Annotated in this window: 25 protein-coding genes and 1 riboswitch; of the genes, 12 read left to right on the plus strand and 13 right to left on the minus strand. The window is 71.0% G+C overall.

Translation table 11 applies throughout. The annotated features are described in order from the left end of the window. The first annotated feature begins 13 nt into the window (after nt 1-13). Nucleotides 14-1,240 (plus strand): hydantoinase/carbamoylase family amidase, encoded by a 1,227-nt coding sequence (locus tag ACXJ1Y_RS05920; protein WP_463849188.1) that lies wholly within the window; start codon nt 14-16, stop codon nt 1,238-1,240. Between the two features lie 230 nt (nt 1,241-1,470). Here ACXJ1Y_RS05920 and ACXJ1Y_RS05925 read toward each other — a convergent pair whose 3' ends face one another. Together ACXJ1Y_RS05925 and ACXJ1Y_RS05930 are read right to left on the minus strand one after the other, a co-directional pair. Beyond that, nucleotides 1,471-2,658: a DUF2336 domain-containing protein gene (locus ACXJ1Y_RS05925; RefSeq protein ID WP_463849189.1), complete on the minus strand. Its 1,188-nt coding sequence runs from the start codon at nt 2,656-2,658 to the stop codon at nt 1,471-1,473. Then, nucleotides 2,655-3,467 carry a response regulator gene (locus ACXJ1Y_RS05930; protein WP_463849190.1) on the minus strand — a complete coding sequence of 271 codons (813 nt, stop codon included), beginning with the start codon at nt 3,465-3,467 and terminating at the stop codon, nt 2,655-2,657. The genes ACXJ1Y_RS05925 and ACXJ1Y_RS05930 overlap by 4 nt, the downstream gene beginning before the upstream one ends. A gap of 400 nt (nt 3,468-3,867) precedes the next feature. Between ACXJ1Y_RS05930 and ACXJ1Y_RS05935 the strand changes: the two genes are divergently transcribed. The 7 genes from ACXJ1Y_RS05935 (at nt 3,868) to ACXJ1Y_RS05965 (ending at nt 6,238) form a co-directional block, all read left to right on the plus strand. Then, nucleotides 3,868-4,110: a hypothetical protein gene (locus ACXJ1Y_RS05935; RefSeq protein ID WP_463849191.1), complete on the plus strand. Its 243-nt coding sequence runs from the start codon at nt 3,868-3,870 to the stop codon at nt 4,108-4,110. Between the two features lie 52 nt (nt 4,111-4,162). After that, nucleotides 4,163-4,345, plus strand: a complete 183-nt coding sequence (locus ACXJ1Y_RS05940; protein ID WP_463849192.1) for a hypothetical protein — start codon at nt 4,163-4,165, stop codon at nt 4,343-4,345. Nucleotides 4,346-4,421: 76 nt separating this feature from the next. Next, nucleotides 4,422-4,865 (plus strand): DMT family transporter, encoded by a 444-nt coding sequence (locus tag ACXJ1Y_RS05945; RefSeq protein WP_463849193.1) that lies wholly within the window; start codon nt 4,422-4,424, stop codon nt 4,863-4,865. Between the two features lie 49 nt (nt 4,866-4,914). Beyond that, on the plus strand, nt 4,915-5,100 hold the full coding sequence (locus ACXJ1Y_RS05950; RefSeq protein ID WP_463849194.1) for a ribosome modulation factor: 186 nt from the start codon (nt 4,915-4,917) through the stop codon (nt 5,098-5,100). A gap of 110 nt (nt 5,101-5,210) precedes the next feature. Next, the gene (locus ACXJ1Y_RS05955) at nt 5,211-5,477 is read left to right on the plus strand and encodes a hypothetical protein (protein ID WP_463849195.1); all 267 of its coding nucleotides are present in this window, start codon (nt 5,211-5,213) and stop codon (nt 5,475-5,477) included. A gap of 187 nt (nt 5,478-5,664) precedes the next feature. Continuing rightward, nucleotides 5,665-5,946, plus strand: a complete 282-nt coding sequence (locus tag ACXJ1Y_RS05960; protein ID WP_463849196.1) for a hypothetical protein — start codon at nt 5,665-5,667, stop codon at nt 5,944-5,946. Between the two features lie 127 nt (nt 5,947-6,073). Beyond that, nucleotides 6,074-6,238 carry a hypothetical protein gene (locus ACXJ1Y_RS05965; protein ID WP_463849197.1) on the plus strand — a complete coding sequence of 55 codons (165 nt, stop codon included), beginning with the start codon at nt 6,074-6,076 and terminating at the stop codon, nt 6,236-6,238. Nucleotides 6,239-6,247: 9 nt separating this feature from the next. Here the strand turns inward: ACXJ1Y_RS05965 and ACXJ1Y_RS05970 are convergent, their stop codons facing one another. Continuing rightward, a complete protein-coding gene (locus ACXJ1Y_RS05970) occupies nt 6,248-8,287 on the minus strand; it encodes a TonB-dependent receptor (RefSeq protein WP_463850049.1) in 2,040 nt (679 codons plus the stop codon). Between the two features lie 190 nt (nt 8,288-8,477). Further along, a riboswitch (cobalamin riboswitch) is annotated at nt 8,478-8,673 on the minus strand. 267 nt (nt 8,674-8,940) lie between these two features. Here ACXJ1Y_RS05970 and ACXJ1Y_RS05975 point away from each other — a divergent pair. Continuing rightward, on the plus strand, nt 8,941-9,159 hold the full coding sequence (locus ACXJ1Y_RS05975; protein WP_463849198.1) for a hypothetical protein: 219 nt from the start codon (nt 8,941-8,943) through the stop codon (nt 9,157-9,159). A 6-nt stretch (nt 9,160-9,165) separates the two neighbouring features. Here ACXJ1Y_RS05975 and mnhG read toward each other — a convergent pair whose 3' ends face one another. The 6 genes from mnhG to ACXJ1Y_RS06005 are packed head-to-tail and all read right to left on the minus strand — an operon-like array spanning nt 9,166 to nt 15,160. Then, nucleotides 9,166-9,507 (minus strand): monovalent cation/H(+) antiporter subunit G, encoded by a 342-nt coding sequence (gene mnhG / locus ACXJ1Y_RS05980; protein ID WP_463849199.1) that lies wholly within the window; start codon nt 9,505-9,507, stop codon nt 9,166-9,168. Then, nucleotides 9,504-9,788 (minus strand): K+/H+ antiporter subunit F, encoded by a 285-nt coding sequence (locus ACXJ1Y_RS05985; RefSeq protein ID WP_463849200.1) that lies wholly within the window; start codon nt 9,786-9,788, stop codon nt 9,504-9,506. The genes mnhG and ACXJ1Y_RS05985 overlap by 4 nt, the downstream gene beginning before the upstream one ends. Beyond that, entirely contained in the window at nt 9,785-10,270 is a 486-nt protein-coding gene (locus tag ACXJ1Y_RS05990; RefSeq protein WP_463849201.1) for a Na+/H+ antiporter subunit E, read from the minus strand. Before ACXJ1Y_RS05990 ends, ACXJ1Y_RS05985 begins: the two co-directional genes overlap by 4 nt. Beyond that, entirely contained in the window at nt 10,267-11,859 is a 1,593-nt protein-coding gene (locus ACXJ1Y_RS05995) for a monovalent cation/H+ antiporter subunit D (protein WP_463849202.1), read from the minus strand. The genes ACXJ1Y_RS05990 and ACXJ1Y_RS05995 overlap by 4 nt, the downstream gene beginning before the upstream one ends. Then, on the minus strand, nt 11,856-12,248 hold the full coding sequence (locus tag ACXJ1Y_RS06000) for a Na+/H+ antiporter subunit C (RefSeq protein WP_463849203.1): 393 nt from the start codon (nt 12,246-12,248) through the stop codon (nt 11,856-11,858). Before ACXJ1Y_RS06000 ends, ACXJ1Y_RS05995 begins: the two co-directional genes overlap by 4 nt. Then, nucleotides 12,248-15,160 (minus strand): monovalent cation/H+ antiporter subunit A, encoded by a 2,913-nt coding sequence (locus ACXJ1Y_RS06005; RefSeq protein WP_463849204.1) that lies wholly within the window; start codon nt 15,158-15,160, stop codon nt 12,248-12,250. The genes ACXJ1Y_RS06000 and ACXJ1Y_RS06005 overlap by 1 nt, the downstream gene beginning before the upstream one ends. Before the next feature lie 143 nt (nt 15,161-15,303). On the opposite strand from ACXJ1Y_RS06005, the gene ACXJ1Y_RS06010 reads away from it, so the two are divergent. Continuing rightward, nucleotides 15,304-15,597, plus strand: a complete 294-nt coding sequence (locus tag ACXJ1Y_RS06010) for a hypothetical protein (RefSeq protein WP_463849205.1) — start codon at nt 15,304-15,306, stop codon at nt 15,595-15,597. Between the two features lie 4 nt (nt 15,598-15,601). On the opposite strand, the gene ACXJ1Y_RS06015 is transcribed toward ACXJ1Y_RS06010, so the two are convergent. The 4 genes from ACXJ1Y_RS06015 to ACXJ1Y_RS06030 form a co-directional block, all read right to left on the minus strand. Next, nucleotides 15,602-16,078 (minus strand): hypothetical protein, encoded by a 477-nt coding sequence (locus ACXJ1Y_RS06015; RefSeq protein WP_463849206.1) that lies wholly within the window; start codon nt 16,076-16,078, stop codon nt 15,602-15,604. Between the two features lie 126 nt (nt 16,079-16,204). Beyond that, entirely contained in the window at nt 16,205-17,038 is an 834-nt protein-coding gene (locus tag ACXJ1Y_RS06020) for a MipA/OmpV family protein (protein WP_463849207.1), read from the minus strand. A 219-nt stretch (nt 17,039-17,257) separates the two neighbouring features. Continuing rightward, complete coding sequence (locus ACXJ1Y_RS06025) at nt 17,258-17,536, minus strand: hypothetical protein (protein ID WP_463849208.1); 279 nt, start codon at nt 17,534-17,536, stop codon at nt 17,258-17,260. A gap of 103 nt (nt 17,537-17,639) precedes the next feature. Further along, nucleotides 17,640-18,680 carry an AraC-like ligand-binding domain-containing protein gene (locus ACXJ1Y_RS06030; RefSeq protein ID WP_463849209.1) on the minus strand — a complete coding sequence of 347 codons (1,041 nt, stop codon included), beginning with the start codon at nt 18,678-18,680 and terminating at the stop codon, nt 17,640-17,642. A 351-nt stretch (nt 18,681-19,031) separates the two neighbouring features. On the opposite strand from ACXJ1Y_RS06030, the gene ACXJ1Y_RS06035 reads away from it, so the two are divergent. After that, a complete protein-coding gene (locus tag ACXJ1Y_RS06035; protein ID WP_463849210.1) occupies nt 19,032-19,478 on the plus strand; it encodes a Ros/MucR family transcriptional regulator in 447 nt (148 codons plus the stop codon). A 12-nt stretch (nt 19,479-19,490) separates the two neighbouring features. Beyond that, nucleotides 19,491-19,925, plus strand: a complete 435-nt coding sequence (locus ACXJ1Y_RS06040; RefSeq protein ID WP_463849211.1) for a thiol-disulfide oxidoreductase DCC family protein — start codon at nt 19,491-19,493, stop codon at nt 19,923-19,925. Nucleotides 19,926-20,017: the final 92 nt, after the last annotated feature.

Here is a 20,017-nt window from a genome sequence, read left to right on the forward strand (position 1 = left end):
CATGAGCGCGGCCGTGACCATCATCGAGCGCATCGAACGCCTCGCTCGGATCAGCGCGTATCCGTGGAACCTGACGCGGCGAATCTTCAGCCCGGCACAAGCGGAAGCCGAAGCGCTGGTCCTCGGGTGGATGCAGGAGGCGGGCTTGTCGACCCGGCGCGATCCCATCGGCAATCTCATCGGCCGGGTCGAGGGATCGATCCCGGGTGGTCCGGCCGTCGTCATCGGCGGGCACATCGACACGCGCAAGGATGCCAGCCGCTACGACGGCACCCTCGGCCTACTGATGGGCATCGCTGCCGTCGAGGACGTGATCCGCGGGGGCTCATTCCGGCGGCACGCGATCGAGGTCGTCGCCTTCGTCACGGATGCGGCAGGGCGGTTCGGCTTGCCGAGGCCCGGTAGCAGGGCGGTTGTCGGACGGATGGATTCGGACTTGCTGGACTTGGACGACGATTACGGCGTCACCCTTCGCGCAGCCCTGCAATCGCAGGGACTCGACCCCGAGAGGCTCCCGGGCGCGAGGCGGTCCGCCGACGAGATCGTCGCCTATCTCGAAGTCGCGGCCGAAGCCGGTCCGGTGCTGGAATGGTCGGGATCGCCGGTCGGGATCGTCCCCGCCCTGTCGGCGTCGTCGATCCTGCGCATCACGCTGACAGGGCAAGCCGTCGGTGCCGCGACGGTGCCCATGTCGGGCCGGCGCGACACCCTTTCGGGGATGGCGGAATGCATCCTCGACGCTGAGCGGATCGGATCGGCGCGGAAAGGCGTCACGGTTACGGTCGTGCACGTCGACGTCGAATCCGTGTCGACTTTCGTGGTCTCCGGTTGCACGACCTTCGGGGTGTGCATCCTGTCCTGTGACGATGCCGAGCGCAGCGCGGCCGTGAACGATCTCGTTGTGGCGTTCGAAGGGATCGCGGCGCGTCGCCAGCTGGAGATCGCCATCGAAAAGGGCATCGACCCTGACGCCACCCGCTGCGAGCCCGGGATCGTTCGCCTGTTCGAGCGCGCCGTGGAAGCCGCGGGACACCCCCCTGTACCGCTGGCGCAATGTGTCGCCATCAACGCCGGGAATATGGCCCTGCTGGGACCAATCGGCTTGGCGCTCATCCGATGCCGTGGCGGCGTAGGGTGGGGGCCGGCGGGCGACGTCGAACCGGCCGATGTTAAAGTCGGCCTGAACGTGCTGGCTTCCGTACTCGGAACATTGGTCGGAGGAACGAACGCGCCGCCATGAGGAGCGCCATGAGGAGTATGTGACCGCCGTATTCGGCGCCATGGGCATGCCCATGGCCCGCCACCTCGCCGCCGCAGGCTTCCCTGTCCGCGGCGACGACATCCGGCCGGAGAGCCGAGACGGTGGCGGAGGCCGCCTCGTCCCCCGGCGCCGATGCCGACCTCTCTCCTCAAGTCCCTCGCTGCGGGCGCCGCGTCGTGGTCTCGCGAGAATTCGACCGCTCGGCCGCCTCACACCGCTCTGACCGAGGCGCGGGCGACCGGAGCGACAGGGGGCCCGTCGTCGCTCGCCGCGGCGGCGAGGAAGGCGCCCGTCCCGGTCGGGATCGACGCGGAGCGGGCGACCATGCGGGCCGTCCTCGGTCCGATTTCGAAGTGCAGGCGATGGGCGACGCCGAGGCATTCGGGGGAGACCGCGCCGCCGGCCGCAGCCTGCAGCAGCGCCTTCAGGAGCGACCACGGGTGGCCGAGCCCCCGCACGATCATCGTGAGGGCATGAGGCGTCGGTGCGGCGTGGCAGGCGATCAGCACGCCGACCGGCACATCCACATCCCGCGCCAGGGTCGCCAGCACATCTTCGAGGCGTCGGCGCGCGAGCCACTCCGCGAGCGTCGAGGCGCGTGCGGGTTTCGCCCCCGGATCCTGGGCGGCGACGGCCGCCGAGGCGGCGTGGCGGTCGAGATGCTCGGCGCAAACCGGCATGCGGAAGGTCCGAGCGACATGGTCCAGGAGCGTGTCGGCTTCCCCGCCGCTGAACTCCCCGTCCTCGGTCAGGGCCTGCGCCGCCGATTGCCGCGCGATGGCCGCCAGGGTGGCGCGGCCGGCTTCGGACAGGTCGGCCCGGTTCGCCAGCGCGAGCAGGAGCGGAAGCGAGCCGGCGGCCTCGGGAACGAGGCTGTCCACCGCGTCAGCGGCCAAGGCCGCCCCCGGATTGGTGAGCAGCCCCGCGACGACACGCGGCTCCCTGCCCTGGAGGAGGAGGCCCGCCACGGCCGGCCCGAGGCTGCGCCGCCGCGCGATGGCCGCCTGTTGCTCCGGCCCGACGCCGTGGACGAATTCGAGCAGCCATGCGTCGTCGAAGCTGGGACATTGGGCCAGAAGCGGCACCGAGACGGCGGGGGAAGGGTCGCGGGCCAAGCGGGTGGTCGTGATCCGGGGCGCCCGCCGGAGCGGCGTCAGGCATTGGGCGAAGGTCGCGCGGGCCTCCTCGTCGACCTGTTCGAGCAGGCTCGCCAGGAGGCGGTCGAAGCTCGGCTTGTCCGTGGCCGGCAACCGCGACCAATGTCGCGTGAGGGCCGCCGCCGACCGCAGCACCAACGCGGATTGGCGGGCGCGGTCCTTGCCGAGGATCGCGGCCTCGATGTCGCGCACCAGCAGGTCGAGGCGCGGCAGCGGCATGCGGCCGGGAGAGGCGCTCATCGCGCGGCCGACGCCGCCGCGACGTCATCCCCGTGGCTTTCGTACTCCTTCCGCAGCGCTTCCAGGAGATAGGGCTGCCACAGGCCGTAGGTCTCGTAGACGGCCCGGTCGATGTCGGTCGGGGTGAAGGGGAAGCGCAGGGTCGTGCTGGCGCCGAACAGCGAGAGCTTCGACGCGGACGTGTCCTCGTTCGGTCCGACCACCATGACGATGCGCGCGTCCGTTCCGTGGGCGTCGATCCGGCAGGCGACTTCCGATGGCGGCATGTCGGGGATGGACGGGCCGATCACCACGAGGTCGATGGGCTGCGTCGCGGCTGCCTTCACGGCACTGCGGCCGTCCTTGGCCTCGATCACGCGGAAGCGGAAGGAGGTGGCGGCGAAGATCTGCTGGGCGACCTGCCGGGTCTTCGAGCCGGGCTCGACGAAGAGCAGCGTCAGCTCCCGGCACAGGAAGGCGGCGGCCTGCAGCACATGCCTGACATTGCGCTGGCCGAGGGGCTTCAGGAGGACATCGTAGGCGTTGAGCCGCCGCGCGATCGTCGGCCAGCGCGCCGCCAGCAGATCCGCCACGAGGACGATCACGCTGTGGGCGCCGGCCCCCGCGCGCCATGTGGTGATCATCTCGGCATTCGTGCCCGGCAGGATCGTCTCGATGAAGAGGATGTCCGGGGAGGCCTCGGCGATCGCCCGTCGCAATTCGAAGCCGTTGGTCGCCTCCCGGACACAGGCGTCCGGGAGAACGGCGACGATCGCCTCCAGAAGTGTCAGGCGCGTTTCCTCGTCCGCATCCGCGATCAGGATATTCATGACGCCACCCTCATCGCTGACGTTCCAGGCAAGGCGGCGGCGGGGTGGGTCCGGGAATATCCGTGCTCGGTCGGGATCGGGGCGCTCTCGCGGATCGGCCGGCTGATTTTCAAAGCTGAGGCTCTGTGATCGTCGGCGCAGGCGCGCGGTTCTGAATTCGACGATGGTAGAACGGTGGATCTTAAATTTATCCATACCGTGCAGACACACACAGCAGTTGTGTGCTCGACGAGCGCCGATCCGACACGCGCCCCGGGACGCCGCGCAGCCGCGTTGCAATCCCCTCCGCCGCGCCCCACACTTGGGGCGGCGAGCCGATGGCAGGCCTGGTCCTGACGCGGCATCGGGGCGCCGGACGCCGGCAGACCGACCGAATGGCCTTCAGAGGATGACGCGCACGATGCCGATCCAGGCACTCAACGAGCGAAAGAAGCTGTCGAGCGACTTCAACGACGCCAACGATGCCTTCATCGACGCCGTGCTCAGCGCGCTCCAATCCGGCGAGATCCCCCTCGATCTGGCCCGCGCCTACCTCGCTCATCCGGTCGCCATGATGCATGCGGACGGCGCGCAGGCCGTGGCGAACTACTTCGACCGGATCCTGGCGCAGCGGCCGAACATCGATTGGACGCCGGGGGACTGAGCGTCCTCGGCCCGGGGCTCCGAGCGCGAGCGGGTCTTCCAAGGAACGGGATATGGCCGACAACTACAGCAAAGAGCGGATGCAGGCCGAGGCAGCCTTCGCGAAGACGCAGGACCGCCCCGGCGGGAAGGCGCCTGTCGAGCCGAGCGTCAGCGCCGCCGACCAGAACACCGCCCGCCTCAAGGCGGCCCGCCTCGAACGGGACGCCCTCAAGGCGAGGTCGGGCAAGCCATAGGCGGCGGCGTACCGCGGCGAACGAACTTCCGGGGGCTCCGGCGCCTTGGTCGAAGATCGGACAGGAGATCTCGGCCATGTGGTACCTCTACGGCTTCGTGCTGCTGGCCGGCGTCGCCAACGCCGTCCAAGCCGGACAGAACGGCGCGCTCTCAAAGGGATTGGACGAGTCCCTGACCGCCGGCCTCGTGGTGGTCGCCGGCACGGCCACCTGCATCCTCCTCGTCGGCCTCCTCTCCGGAAAGCTCGCATGGCCGACCTCGGCCCAGGCGCTCGCGATGCCGTGGTGGGCGTGGTTCGGCGGCATCCTCGGCGGATGCATCATCCTCGCGCAGTTCGTCGTCGCCCGGCAGATCGGCGCGGCGCCGTTCCTCGGCCTCCTCGTGACGGCCGGCGTGGTGACGTCGATCCTGCTCGACAATTTCGGCTGGGTCGGCTTCGAGCGCCACCCCGCGAGCCTCTGGCGGATCCTCGGCGGGTGCTTGATGGTGGGCGGCGTCGCCCTGGTCGCCCTGTTCTGACCGCTCGGCCTCGCGACGCTCTCGTCTTGCCGATCCTTGGGAGAAAACCATGACCGAACCGCCGGACGACAATCTGGACCACTATGCCCTAGGCTTCTACGCGCCCGGCAAGCACATCGCCCGCCAATCCTGCCCCTATGCGGAGGGCACGGAGGCGCATGCACGGTGGTTGGCCGGCTATGATGCGGCCGTCCGAGGGGAGGCCCTGGAGGATCGCGCCGAGGGCTCTGCGTGAGGTCAGGCCCTGGCCCGTGTGACCTTCCCGGCCTTCGGACGTTGGCCTGAGACGGAGGCGCTCGGCTTCGGAGCCGTGCGACGCCTCATCGAGCCTGGAAGGACACCACCATGAAACGCATCCTGATCGCATCCGCCCTGATCCTGTCGCCCTTCGCGCTCGCCGCGACGGCGGAGGCCCAGGGCACCATTCCCGGCGCCCAGCGCGGGGCGGAAGACGGCAACCGCGCGGCGGGGCCGATCGGCGGCGTCGTCGGCGGAGCGGTCGGGGCCGCGACCGGCACGGTCGGCGGCGTCCTCGGCGTCGATCCGGAGCGGGATCGCCGGGACGAGCGGATGGAGCGCCGTGAGGAGCGGCGGGAGATGCAGCGGCGCTAGGGCAGTGACGCACTCACTCCGTTGATGCGTCTCTGACCTATCTTCTTGTTATTGCATCGGTTTTTCTCAGACACGGCTGACGCCTTCGTCTCGATCGATGCACGAGGGCCGGATTCTTGCTGCTGCCGGCACATGCCGGCGGCAGCGCCGGAACCGCCCTTGTTAAGGCCCTCCGCCCGGAGTCCCGATGACCCGCCCCCGCCGTATCGGCCTGCCGTGGTACGCCCCGGAGAATTACGACGCGCTGCGTGCGAGCCTCCTCGACGGCGCGCGGCTCCCGCCGGCCTATGAGACGTGGCGGATCGCGACCGAGCAGATGGAGCGGGAGGTCCAGCGCAGCGGCGTCGAGGTCGTCCGCGTTCCGATCGAGCCGGACGCGTTCGCCCTATGGTGCGCCCGCGACGGCGGACAGCCGGACGCCGCCGCCCGGTCCCGCTATGCCGCCGAGGTTCTCGGCCGGGATGGCTAGCAGCCCGCCGGCCCCTGAATCGGCAACGCGCAGCCACAGATCCCGCAAGGGCGGCGGACATGAGCGCCGGGAACGGCGGCGATCCGGCCTGCGTTCCTCACGCCCCCGCCCGATCCGGAAGGACGCCATGAACGCCCTGAAGCCCCTCGCGCTCGTCGCCCTGCTCGCCTGCGGCCTCGTGGCTTGCGACGACAAGAAGGCGCAGAACAACACCCCCACCAAGGCCGACACGACCAAGATGGAGCCGCAGACCGACCAGTCGGCACCGCCGGCCCAGGCGCCCAAGCCGTAGGGCGCCCGGTCAGAACCGACCGGCGATGGTCAGGCGCACGGCGGTCGGCTCCACGGGGTGGAACACCCGGTCGATCAGCCCCTCGGTCGGCTCGCCGGGCAGGCGCGAGACGTAGGCGTAGGTGACCTGGTCGGACCGGCTGTTCGTCAGGTTCAGCACATCGAGCGAGACGCTGACCCCGTTCTCGAAATTGTAGCCGACCCTTCCGTTGAGGAGCGCCGTCGGGCGCGAGCGGATCGCATTGTCCTCGATCAGCGGGCGCGGCCCGAAATAGCGGAAGCGGAGCGACCCGAACCAGCCCAGCGGCTCGCCGAAGGTGATGCCCGCCGAGGCGATGGTGGTCGGCGCCTCCGGCACCCGGTTGCCCACCGGATCGACATCCGAGAACCGGGCATTGGTGATCGTCAGGTCGCCCTCCAGCGAGAGCCAGGGCGTCACTGCGTAGCGGTTCGTCCATTCGACGCCGAAGCGGCGGGTCGGGCGGCTCGGCTCCGTCGTGCCGGTGTCGCCCTGGAACAGGTTCTCGGAGGCGAAATCGAGCCGGAACAGGGCAAGGCTCGTCTCCAGGCCCGCGATGGAGCGGTTGCGCAGGCCGATCTCGTAGCCCGTCGAGGGCACGAGGAAGGGCGAGCGGGTGGTGGCGAACAGCGAACTCGTCGGATCGACGGTGGCGGTCACGCCGCGCACGTCGTTCGAATGGAAGCCGCCGCCGTAATTGAGGTACAGTTCGGTGTCGCACCATGGCCCGAGCACGAGGCCGAGCTTCGGGTTCAGAACCGCGTCCCGCGCCTTGCCCGAATTGGCCGGCGTGTCCGAGACGACGCTGGCGTAATAGCCGTCCGCACGGAAGCCGAGGCTGGTGCGCAGCCAGTCGGTCCAGCGCACGCGGTTGTCGAAGTAGAACGCCCCGCTCGTCTCCAGCACCCGGTCGTCGAGGATGCCGGAGCGGAACTGCCGGTTCGTCGTGTTGAACAAGCCGACGCGGATCGAATCCGTGCGGGTCTGGATCCCGACCTCGTTCTCCATCGGCAGCCCGAACAGGTCGCCCTGGAAGATGTGCAGCGCCTCGCCGCCGCTGATGATGCGCTGGTCGAGCTGGTGGAACTGGTCGCCATTGACCGGGTCGTTCAGGAAATAGGTGAAATCGTTGAACAGGTTGAGCTGCGAGCGGACCAGGTAGGCCGAGGCCCGCGTCACGCCCGTGTCGTCCGTCGCGCTGAACCGGCCGGAGAGGGAGAACCGCGAGGTGTCGCCGCCATCGGTGGGGTTGAGCGTGCCGTAACGGTCGAGCTGGCCGGAGACGACGGCGCGTTCGGGGATCTGGTTGGTGGCGGTCCAGCGGGCGGCATAGGCCATGCCGGTGACGGAGAACCCGTCCAGCGCCGTGCCCTGGCTGTAGCGGGCGACCGTGCTGATCTTGCGCAGCGCATCCGGCACCGCCCAGGGCCCGTCGTAGAGCTGCGCGTCCGCCGCCATGAGGAGGCGGCCCTCGGCCAGCGGCGCCGAGGCGATGGACAGGGCCCGCTTGTAGCCGAAGCTCCCGATCGAGGTGAGCGCGAGGTTTTTGGGGGTGCTGTCGAGATAGTCGATCCGCACCGATCCGGCGGAGGCGAAATCGCCGTCGCGGACGAAATACGGCCCCTTGTGGAATTCCACCGCCCCGACGAGCTCGGGAATCAGGAAGTTGATGTCGGCGTAGCCCTGGCCGTGGGCATGGGTGCGCATGTTGAGCGGCATGCCGTCGAGGAACAGGGCGATGTCGGTGCCGTGGTCGAGGTTGAAGCCGCGCAGGAAGAACTGGTTGGCTTTGCCCTCGCCGGAATGCTGCGTGACGATCAGGCCCGGCACCGCCTCCAGCACCTCGCCGGGGCGCGTCACCGGCCGGCTGTTGATCGCGGCGCCCGAGACGAGGCCGGCGCTGGCGGAATCCACGGTGAGGAGCGGGCCGCCGATGCCGGTGGTGCCGCCGACATAGCCGGCGCTCGCAGCGCTCGCGGCGGGCGCAGCCGGCTCGGCGCTGACGGAGATCTCGTCGAGGGTCGCCTCCAGCGCGGCGGCCGGCGCGGGGAGGGCGGCGAGGCCGGACAGGGCGAGGGCGGCACGCAACGCATGGCGTGTGGGACGGATCACGGGAGCCTCAGGGGCGGCAGTGGCACGTCACCGCGAAGGACTCTCCGCGCCCGGCCCCACGGCCCGGCGCTTCGACACCCGCCAGGACACCCCGCCCGACGCGTTTCGCGTGTGACCACGACTGACGGCAGGTCTCCTGGCTCGCGGGTCGCCGCCCCTGCACCGTCTTCCCGGATGAGACTCATCCAGTGACGTGGTGGTGCCGGGCTCGCCGCTCACAGTTGCGGGGGCAGCCGCGGATTCGGGTCGCCCCGCACCGCGTTCCCTTTTGATCCCCGAGGGGAACCGTCAAAGCCGAGCTTACGGAGAGGCGGCCGGCGGCGTCAACGCGGTCGCCGCCATTTCCCGGGGCACTGTGCTTTCCCGGTCGCGATGAGGCGGGAGCCGTGACTGGTGAAGGCAGGCCCCCTCCGCAGTATCGGCGCCCCGATGACATGTGCGGCGGAGCACGGCGGGCCGGGAACAGCCCCATAACACTGTCGTTTGACCATCATCGCGTTCGTCTCAAGTCGTCAGGAGGGGGCATACTCATGACCGGACAACATTTAATCCGTATCGTAGCCGGGATTTTCGTGGCGGGCACCCTCGCCCTGCCCGGCGGCGCCGGGGCGGCCAACTATACGGGGACCGGCGGCGGGCCGGAGACCACCGCCAACGCGCCCTACCGCTCCTCCGTGGGGCAGACCGTCCCGCCGGGCCGCGCGGCGGCGCCGGAGGTCGATCCCGGATCGCGCACCGAGCGGCAGAAGCGGCTCGACACCGTGCTGGAGAGCATCTGCGACAGGTGCTGAGGGCATTCAGGATTTCGGCGGCGCGCCCGGCCGCCCCTCGTGCCGGTCGCGGTGGGCGGCGGCGCGGGCGAGGAGCAGCAGCGTGACCGGCGTCGTGACCGTGAGGAACACGCCGATCAGCAGGTCGCGCAGGACGAGGCGCCCCTCGATCAGGGACAGGAGTAGCATCGAGCTGCACAGGATCAGCGCCATGCCGAGGGTCGCGCCCAGCGTCGGCGCGTGGACCCGCTCGTAGAAGGTCTTGAGCCGGATCAGGCCGATGGCGCCGGTGAGCGAGAAGGCGGCGCCCGCCAGGGCGAGACCGACGACGACGAGGGCGGCCCAGGCGGGCAGGCCGGCGCCGGTCACTGCACCACCTCGCCCTGCATCAGGAACTTGGCCAGCGCCACCGAGGCGGTGAAGCCGAGCATCCCGACGATGAAGGCCGCCTCGAAATACAGGCCGCTGCCGGTGCGCATCCCGTGCACCACGATCGCCAGCATCCCGTTGAGGTAGAAGGTGTCGAGGCCGAGCACCCGGTCCTGCGCGCGGGGGCCGCGCAGCATCCGCCACGCGGCGATGGCCATGGCGAGCACCAGCATCGCCTGGGCGAGGCCGAGCCCCCAATCGAGGATGGTCGCGGCGCTCATGCGAAGATCTCCATCAGGGGACGTTCGTAGCGGTCCTTCACCCGGCGGATCCATGCCTCGCCGTCCGTGAAGTCGAGGACGTGCATCAGCAGCCGCCCGGTATCGGAATCGTACTGCACCCAGAGGGTGCCCGGCGTCGCCGTGAGGATGACCGACAGGAGCGACAGGGCGAAGGGCTCGCGCAGGTCGAGGGGGATCGCCACGAACCCCGTCCGCCGCGCGCCGGATGACCGCCCGAGGATGATCCGCGCGACGTCGATGTTCGAGCGGACCATGTCCACGAGCACGATCCCCGCCAGCCGGAGGAGGGCGCCGGGGGCCTTCACCCGCACGGGCCGGGCCTGGAGGGCGTTCATCACCGCCGGGACGATCAGGCCCACGGCCAGCGCCAGCAGCAGGCTGCCGGGCGTCACCGGGGTGTTGAGGAGGAGCCACGCGAGGGCGAGGCCGGCGGACAGCCAGGGATGGGGCAGGAGCCTCACGGGGCGGGTCCTCCCAGGACGGCGCGGACGTAATCCTGCGGCTGCGTCAGCCAGCCCACCGTCGCGTCGGCATAGGCGAGCGCCGGCCCGCCCCAGACGGAGAGGGCGAGGCAGGTCGCGAGCAGGCCGGCCAGCGCCGCGACCTCGGAGCGGGCGAGCGTCGGCGGCTTGTCCGCGTCGCGCACCCAGATGTTCAGGATGCCGAGCCGCACCAGCGGCATCAGCGTGAACAGGCTCGACAGGGTGAGGGCGGCGATCAGCCACCAGCCGGCGGGGGAGGGCGCGCCGGCGGCGCCCACGAAGATCGCGAGCTTGCCGACGAAGCCCGCGAGCGGCGGGATCCCCGCCAGCATCAGCGTGCAGAGCAGGAAGCCGACGCCGAGGATCGCGACGCCCGCCGGGATGACGCTGCCGACCTCGACGGAATCCTCGTCGTCGAACGGGTCGCGGTACTCGTCGGCGAAGACCGGCGCGGCGGCCTCGGCCGGGTCGCGCCCGCGCTGGAGGATCTCCGCGAGGAGGAACAGGGCGCCCGCCGCCAGCGTCGAGCCGACGAGGTAGTAGAAAGCCCCCGCCAGCGCCCGGTCGTTGCCGGAGCCGAGGGCGGCGAGCACCGTGCCGGAGGAGACCATCACCGCGTAGCCCGCCGCGCGGGTGAGGTCGCGGGCGGCGAGCAGGCCGATCGTGCCGAAGGCGAGGGTCGCGAGCCCCGCCGCGAACAGCACGGTCTGGCCGAAGCCCGCCGAGACGCCCTCGCCGAAGACGAGGAGGCTCAGGCGCACCACCACGTAGATGCCGACCTTGCTGAGGATCGCGAGGATGGCGGCGGCCGGCGCGGTGGCCGCCGCGTAGGTGGGGGGCAGCCAGAAGCCCAGGGGCCACGCGCTGCACTTGATGAGGAAGGCGAGTCCGAGGATGGCGCAGCCGATCTCGAACAGGGCGATCTCGCCCTCCGGCGGCCCGGCGAGGCGCCGGGCGAGGTCGGCCATGTTGAGCGTGCCCATCGTGCCGTAGATCAGGCTGACGCCCACGAGGAAGAACAGCGAGGCCACGAGGTTCACGGCGATGTAGCCGAGCCCGGCGCGGATCCGCGTCTCCCCCGAGCCGTGCAGGACCAGCCCGTAGGAGGCCGCGAGCATCACCTCGAAGAACACGAACAGGTTGAACAGGTCGCCGGTCAGGAAGGCGCCGTTCACCCCCATCAGCAGGAGCAGGAACAGACCGTGGAAGCGCGGCCCCGCCCGCCCCCAGCGGGCGAAGGAGAAGACCAGCGCGCAGAGCCCCAGCACCGAGGACAGGGCCAGCATCATCGCCGAGAGCCGGTCGGCCACGAGGACGATCCCGTAGGGCGCGGCCCAGTTGCCGAGGCGGTAGACGCGCGGCGCGTCGGAGACCGAGACGACGAGGGTCACGGCGATGGCGATCAGGGCGAGGATCGTCGCGAAGGACAGGCTCGCCTTCAGCTTGCGGCGGCGCTCGTCGAGGAGGAACATCGCCCCGGCCACCGCGATCGGCAGCACCACCGGCAGGACGGTGACGTGATCCGACCATGCGGTCTCGACGGCGAGGTTCGTCAAGGCCGGGTTCATGGGCGGGTTCCTGGACGGGTTCCTGGGCGGGGCTCTTCCGCATGGGGGCCTTGCGGGTGCGGCTCGCGCCCGTCGACATGGTCCGAGCCGGTCACGCCCCGGGCGGCCAGCAGCACCACGAGGAACAGGGCGGTCAGCGCGAAGCTGATCACCACGGCGGTGAGCACCAGGGCCTGGGGCACGGGATCGTCCACGGAGACGATGTCCGGCCCGGCGCCGAGGACCGGCGGCGCGCCGATGGTGAGCCGCCCCATGCCGAAGATGAACAGGTTCACCGCGTAGCTCAGGAGGGACAGCCCGAGCACGACCTGGAAGGTGCGCGGCCGCAGGATCAGCCAGATCCCGGCGGCGGACAGCACCCCGATCCCGAAGGAGAGGACGAGTTCCATCAGGCGCGCTCCCGCTCGGCCTCGGCGACCCGCGTCCGCCGCAGGGACTGGTGGGCCAGCGCCACGAGCATCAGCACGCTCGCGCCGACGACGAGGACCATGATGCCGAGATCGAAGATCAGGGCGGAGGCCAAGGGCACCTTGCCGAGGATTGGCGCGTCCCAATAGGCGAAGGCGGCGGTGAGGAACGGGTGCGCGAACAGCCAGGAGGTCGCCCCGGCGAAGACGGAGACGAGGAGGCCGATCCCGATCCAGAGGATCGGCTGGATGCGCAGGCGCTCCTCCACCCATTCGGCGCCGTTGGCCATGTATTGCAGCATGAAGCCGATGGTCAGCGTGATGCCCGCCGCGAAGCCGCCGCCGGGCAGGTCGTGCCCGCGCAGGAACAGGTGCAGGGCGAGGAGCACGATGAAGGGGAACAGCCACGTGATGACCGTGCGCGGCACCATCAGCGCGTCGGCGGCGGTGTGGCCGGGTTCGCGCCCCTCGCGGCCCCGGTCGTAGGCGTCCTGCCGGATCTGCTGGGCCGGGCGCGCGCGGCTGTCGGGGGCGGGGCGGAAACGCCGGAGCAGGGCGAAGACGGTGAGCCCGACCACGCCCAGCACGCAGATCTCGCCCAGGGTGTCGAAGGCCCGGAAATCGACCAGCAGCACGTTGACGACGTTGCGCCCACCCGCCTGCGGATAAGCCTCCTCCACGAACCAGCGGCTGATCCCCTCGACGGGGGGCCGGGTCATCACCGCGTAGGCGAGGCCGGCGAGGCCGAACCCGGCGCAGGCCGCGATGGCGAGGTCGATGAGGCGCCGCCGCCGCGCCCGCCCCCGCTCGGAGGCCGGCGCGGGGATCGCCGCGTCGCGCTTGGGCAGCCAGCGCAGGCCCAGCAGCAGCATCACCGTGGTGACGATCTCCACGAGGATCTGCGTGACCGCGAGGTCCGGGGCCGAGAGCCAGAGGAAGCTGAGGCAGCTCACGAGGCCCGCCCCGCCGAGCAGGATCACCGCCGAGAGCCGGTGGTACTTCGCCCGCTCCGCCGCGCCGACGGCGCAAGCGGCGCCCACCAGCCAGAGCAGGGCGAAGGCGGGATCGAAGGCGGTGGTCCGCCCCGGCGCGAACAGGTCGAGCCCCCGCCCGAGGCCCGTCGCCGTGGCGGCGAGGAGGGCGGCGAGGAACAGGAGGCGCAGTTGCGGCTGTAGCCGATCGGTGCCGAGCCGCGCCTCGAGCCAGCGGGCGCCGAGGACGAGGTTGGTCATGCCGCGCTCGAACAGCCAGCCGCCGTCGAGCCGGTCCATCAGCCACGGGCCGCCGCGCGGGTTGGTGTTGATGCGCTTGCCGAAGGCCATGTAGAGGGCCACGCCGCCCGCGAGCGCCAGGACGCTCATGGCCAGCGGCGCGTTGAACCCGTGCCAGATGGCGAGGTCGTAATCGGGCGTGCGGTCCTTAAGCACCGAGCGCGCGGCGCCGGCCAGGAGCGGCCCGATCGTCAGGTTCGGCACGAGGCCGATGGCGATGCAGGCGAGCACCAGCGCCTCGATGGGGATGCGCATCCAGCGCGCCGGCTCGTGCGGCGCGTGGGGCAGGTCCCGGGCCGGGGGGCCGAAGAAGGTCTGGCGGATGAAGCGCAGGGAGTAGAGCACCGTGAAGGCGCTCGCCAGCGTCGCCAGCACCGGCAGGGCGAGGTTGAGGGCGTGGTCGCCGGTGTTGTCGACCGCCTCCGACAGGAACATCTCCTTGGAGAGGAAGCCGTTGAGCAGCGGCACCCCGGCCATGGCGGCGGCGGCGACCATGGCGAGCGTTCCGGTGTAGGGCATCGCCCGCCACAGCCCGCTGAGCCGGCGCATGTCCCGCGTGCCGGTCTCGTGGTCGATGATCCCGGCGGCCATGAACAGCGAGGCCTTGAAGGTCGCGTGGTTCACCGTGTGGAAGATCGCGGCCACCACCGCCAGCGGTGAATCGAGGCCGAGCAGCAGGGTGATCAGCCCGAGATGGCTGATGGTGGAATAGGCGAGCAGCCCCTTCAGGTCGTGCTGGAAGATCGCGCTCCAGGCCCCGACCAGCATCGTCGCCATGCCGGCGGTGCCGACGATCCAGTACCAGCTCTCCGTGCCCGCCAGGACCGGCCACAGGCGGATCATCAGGAAGATGCCGGCCTTCACCATCGTCGCCGAGTGGAGGTAGGCGCTGATCGGCGTCGGCGCCGCCATGGCGCGGGGCAGCCAGATGTGGAACGGGAACTGCGCCGACTTGGTGAGCGCGCCTACGAGGATCAGCACCAGGGCCGGCACGTAGAGGGGGCTCTCGCGGATCGCCGCCCCCGAGGCGAGCACCGCGTCGAGGTCGTAGCTGCCCGCGATCCGCCCGAGGATCACCATGCCGACGAGGAGGCACAGGCCTCCGGCGGCGGTGATGGTGAGCGCCATCCGCGCCCCGTCGCGGGCCGAGGCGTTGTCGGACCAGTAGCCGATCAGCAGGAACGAGACGATGCTCGTCAGTTCCCAGAAGACGACGAGCTGGATCACGTTGCCGGAGAGCACGATGCCGAGCATCGCGCCGACGAAGGCGAGGAAGTAGCAGAACAGGCGCGGCACCGGATCGGCGGCGGCCATGTAGTACTGCGCGTAGAGCACCACCAGCGCGCCGATCCCGAGGATCAGCAGCGAGAAGATCCAGGCGAGCCCGTCGAGGCGCAGGACGAAGCGGACGCCGAGGCTCGGCAGCCAGTCGATGGCGAAGGTGACGGGCTCCGGCCCCGAGGCGAGGGGAGACAACCACGCGAGGCAGGCGAGGCTCGCCAGCGTGGCGAAACCCGCGACCCCGGCGGCGGCCCCGCGCGCATGGCTCGGCAGGCAGATCGCCACGACGCTGCCGAGGAAGGGCAGGGTCGCGGCGGCGGCGAGGAGGAGTTCGGGCGGCATCGTCAGAGGGAAGAGCGCACTTTCCGCGGCCAGGCAACCGTGTCGCCGCCGCGAGGGCGCGCAAAGCCCGGCGCCACGCCTTGCCGCCGGGCGGCGCCGGCCCATCTCACCGGCTCCGGACGATCGTCCGTAGGGAGGTCGCCATGCGCGTCACGTCGCTTGCGGTGGTTCTGGGCCTCGCCGCCGCCGGGCCGGCCCTCGCGCAGGGGGGCGGCGGAACGGTCCCGGTCTGCGAGAACCTCGTCGCCCTGCGCCAATGGTCGGCCGGGGCGGGGGACGATCCCGTCCGGGCGGCGGCGCAGGCGGAGAAGCCCCCCGGCTGCCGCCTCGTCGCGCGGGAGACGCTCGGCGCCGTGGAGCGCCGCTCGACCTTCGGCGGGGCGATCTACGAATGCCTCGCCCAGGCCGGCGGCGCCTGCGTCTGGGTGATGCCGTAGGGCCTCAGCCCTTCAGCCGCTTGTTGCACGCGCTGTAATAGCCGCCGCCCTTCTGGATCCACTTCATGTCGCCGAGCGTGCCGGCGGCCTTGGCGGCGTTGTAGCTGTCGAGGCAGGTGTGCATCCGCTGCTTGCCGGCCGACTCGCTCGCGTATTTCGGATCGACCTTCGCCGGGAAGGCGGCCGTGCCGGTCGTGGCGGGGGCGGGCGCGGGGGAGGGCGCCGACGCGGGGGCGGCGGTCTTGGTGCCCCCGGCCGGGGCCATCGGGTTCGGCACGGTCGCGGCGGCCTGGGCCGGGGCGGCCTCCGCGCCGCATTCGGCCTTGCGGAAGTCGTTCCACTTCTGGCCGTTCAGCGTGCCGGCCTGCTTGGCGGCCTGGTACTTGGTCGAGCATTCCTTCGCGGTCAGGGCGAGGGCGGGGGTGACGGACAGGCCGAGGGTGACACCGAGCAGGGCGGTGGCCAGGGATGAGCGGACCATGACGGGATCCTCCAGGTCGCGGGCGCGTGCGAACCGGAGCGGACGCTACTTGCGGCTGTGATTTCGACAAGCGCGCAACCGTCATTCGCAGTTGAAAACTGCGTGTGCCGAGAGGGGTTTGTGGCGCTACAGGAGCGGCTTCGACTTGAACGTGTAGTCCACGCGCAGGCCGAAGGTGAACTGGTCGGGGTTGCCGTAGGGGCGGTCGACCAGGGGGCTTTCGCCGGAGGCGCCGAGGATGCGGCTGTAGCCGCCATAGGCGGTGTAGGACCACGTGTCGTCCTGGCGGAACGTGACGGCCGCGAGGAGGCCGGCGGAATAGAAGCTGCCGGGATCGTAGGGGACGACGCGGCCGTTGAGGGCGGCCTCGATCGGGCTCACCCCGAAATAGGTCCGCGCGAAGCTCGCATCGCCGATGTTGAAGCGCGGCCCCACCGAGACCAGCCACCGCCCGACGGGCAGGAGGTAGTCGGCGGCCACGGTGCCCACCGTGCCGTGATGCCCGTAGACCCCCTGTCGGACCTCCCCGCGCAGGCGGATGGCGGAGACGGGATAGATCTCCACGAACAGGCCGGGCTCGAACGCCATCCGCGCATCGCGGAACCCGAACAGGTGCGCCCGGTCGTCGCCGTAATAGCGGCCGGGGACGAAGCGCAGGGTCGGGCCGGCGCGGAACGCCTCGGTGTCGTAGAGGGTGAAGCTGAGGTTGTCGTCCGGCGCGGAGAAGCGGCGCGGCTCGCCGGACTTGCGGATGTCGATGCCGGGATAGCCTACGGCGGTGTAGTCCGAGGCGCCCGGATAGCGCGGGATCGCCTGGGCCGTGGCGCTCACGGTGATCTCCCAGGTCTCGGCGTCCACGTAGGTGAACGCGGCCGGGCGCGCGGGCGTTTCCTGCGCGACGGCGGAGGTGACGGCGGCGGCGAGGGGCAGGCAGGCCACCCCGGCGCGCAGGCCGGACACGAGACTCGACGCGTTACCCACCAACCGGACCTGCCTTTCTCGCCGCGCAGATTCCCGCCCGCGCCGCGACACGCCAGACACATTGTCTCGATCAGCGCCGTTCCGCGCCGGGCTGCGGCACCATGGCCGCGCTCCGGATCGGCATGACGACGGAAACTCCTTACGATCCCGTGGACCGCAGGGGCGAAACGTTCCGGGCGGATGGGGGCGTGAGGCGGCTCAGCCGCGCCGCAGCAGGACGACGGTCTCGCCCCGGGCGAGGGAGGGGGCGTCCTGCCGGGGGGCCGAGGGCCGGCCGAAGGTCTGGGCCCAGGTGAGGGTGATGACCTGCGCGCTCCCGGCCGTCTCCTCGCGCTGCATGCGCAAGGCCCTGCGGCGGGCGGCGCCGATCCAGCGCCGGATCCGGGGACTGCGGGTCCGCGACGCCTCCGGCGCCCACATCTCGTCCTGCCGCCGCCTGATCCAGGCCACCGGCCGCTCACCCTCTCTCCGCACCATGGACATCCATCCAGTACAACCTGGAGATATGTCGCGCGAAGCCGGGTCCCCCGCGACCGGCGCCCGTCCCAAAGTGTTCAGCGGGCGTCCCAATGCGCCGGGCTCACACGTCGAGCCGGAGCACCCAATCGTAGAAATCGTCCCAGCCGCCGGTGGGCAGCGCATCCGGGGCGCCACCGCCCGGCCCGGCCCCGGTCCCGGCGGCCCGCACGTCGGCGGGGCTGCGGCCGAACTCCGCCCGGAACGCCTGGGTGAAGCTCACCGGGCTGCCGTAGCCGTAGCGATAGGCGATCTCCGAGACGCGGATCCCGTGCGGCCCGGCCTCCACGAGGTCGCGGTAGGCGCGGGCGAGCCGGCGGCGGCGGATGTATTCGAGCACCCCGCCCAGCGGCGCGAACAGGCGGTAGAGCCCGCTGCGGGAGATGCCGAAGCGGTGGCAGAGATGGCCGACGCTCAGGAGCGGCGAGCCGATCTCGGCGTCGATGTGGCGGCGGATCACGAGGAGCAGCGGCGCGCGCTCCGCCGGGCGCCCGCCGCGATCCGCCCCGGCCGCCGTGCGGGCCGCCATGCCGACGAGGATGGCCGTCGCCTCGGAGGCGGCCCGCGCCTCGTCGGCGGTGAAATGCGGCGCGTTCGCCCCGAGGGAGCGCAGGTGGTCGCTCACCAGGGTGCCGAACGGCGTGCTCCCGCGCAGGATCGTCCCATGCGCCTCCTCCAGGCCCTGCCCGTCCTCCGGGAACAGGGCGCGGGGCATGATCAGGGTCATCGCCCGGTAATCGGTCGAGTGCATCGCGAGGGGCCGCGACAGGTCGAGGAGGGCGACGTCGCCGGTGGCGAGGTCCGTCTCGCGCCCGGCGGCCTCCACCCGGGCATGGCCGTCCATGCGCATCTGGATGGCGATGTGATCGACGCCCATCCGCGCGACGAGGCCCCGCGAGCGCTCGATGCGCAGTTCCGAGGCGGCGGTGAAGCCGACGATGGCGTTGCCGAGGTGGTAGACCTCCGACCGGCCCCGGAATTCCGGCGTGTCCTCCTTACGGATGCGCACGTCCCAGAACGGGGCCACGGCCTCGCGCCAAGCCGAGACCTTCCGCGGGCCGAGGGTCGAGCCCTCCAGACGGAGATTGGGTCCGCGTACCGTCATCGCTGGTTCGAACGTCGCTCCGGTCCGTCTGCTCGACCGGGCTGGACCCGTGTCCGGTCAAGGTCTTACCGAGGGATAAGCCCTGCACAACACAGTTGCCACGGATTTGGTGTCAATTGCAGACAATCTTTCTACCCTGAGGCACGGCGGGCTCGACAGCACCGGCCGCGCCCTCGACCGCCCGGCGGCGCGGCAGGCCTGCGACGGAGCTATGCACCTTCAAGTTGTATGTTTAAGCACAGGTTCGGCATTGAACTGGCATGGGTGTCGCTTTAGTTATCTCTATTGTTCAAGCCGAAAGCCTATCCCATGACCGGATCAGCCCCCGACAAAACTTTAGAGTTTATTGAGATGACCGGCGAGATTGTCGCCGCTTACGTCTCTCACAATCACGTCGCCGTGACCGATCTGCCTGCGCTCATCGCCACCGTGCACGCCTCGCTCAACGGCTTCTCCGACGGAAGCGCCGTCCAGGGCGCCGAGGAGCCTTCGAACAAGCCGTCGGCGGCGCAGATCCGCAAGTCGGTGAAGCCGGAGGGTATCGTCAGCTTCATCGACGGCAAGACCTACAAGACGCTGAAGCGTCACCTGACCTCGCACGGCCTCGACCCGGACAGCTACCGGGAGCGGTTCGGCCTGCCGGGCGACTATCCGATGGTGGCTCTGGCCTACAGCGAGAAGCGCTCCAGCCTCGCCAAGTCCCTGGGCCTCGGCCGCCCCGGCGAGCGCGCCGCGCGCAAGGCCCCCGAGCCTGCCGCCGAGGCCGCCCCCGCGAAGGGCCGCCGCAAGGTCGCCTGACGGGCCGCCGCGATGGCCGGCACCCCCTCATCCCCCCTCGGCGGATCGGACAAGGACCTCACGGTCTATTACGACGGAAGCTGTCCGCTCTGCCGCGCCGAGATCGACCATTACCGCCGCTGCGAGGGCGCCCGGCGGCTCGACTTCGTCGATGTCGGACGCGACGCGGACGCGGACATGGAAGCGGTCTTGGGCGAGGGCCTCGACCGCACGCGCGCCCTGCGCCGCTTCCACGTGCGCGACGGGGCCGGGAACCTCGTCTCCGGCGCGGCGGCCTTCGCGCGCCTGTGGCGGGTCCTGCCGGGCTGGCGCTGGCTCGCGGGAATCGTGGACCTGCGCATCCTGGGCATCCGCCCCGTCCTGCCCCTGGCGGAGGCCGCCTACCGCCTCTCCCTGCCCCTGCGGCCCTGGCTGGCGCGGCGTGTCGGGCGGTGGCAGCGCGACTGAGGGCGGCATTCGGCACCGGCCTGCAATCGCGCTTTGTTGCGGCGCCCTCTTCGCGTAATTCGTCGCGACACCCTGCTTTGTCATCGATGCCG

This window comes from Methylobacterium sp. TK26, assembly GCF_055361565.1.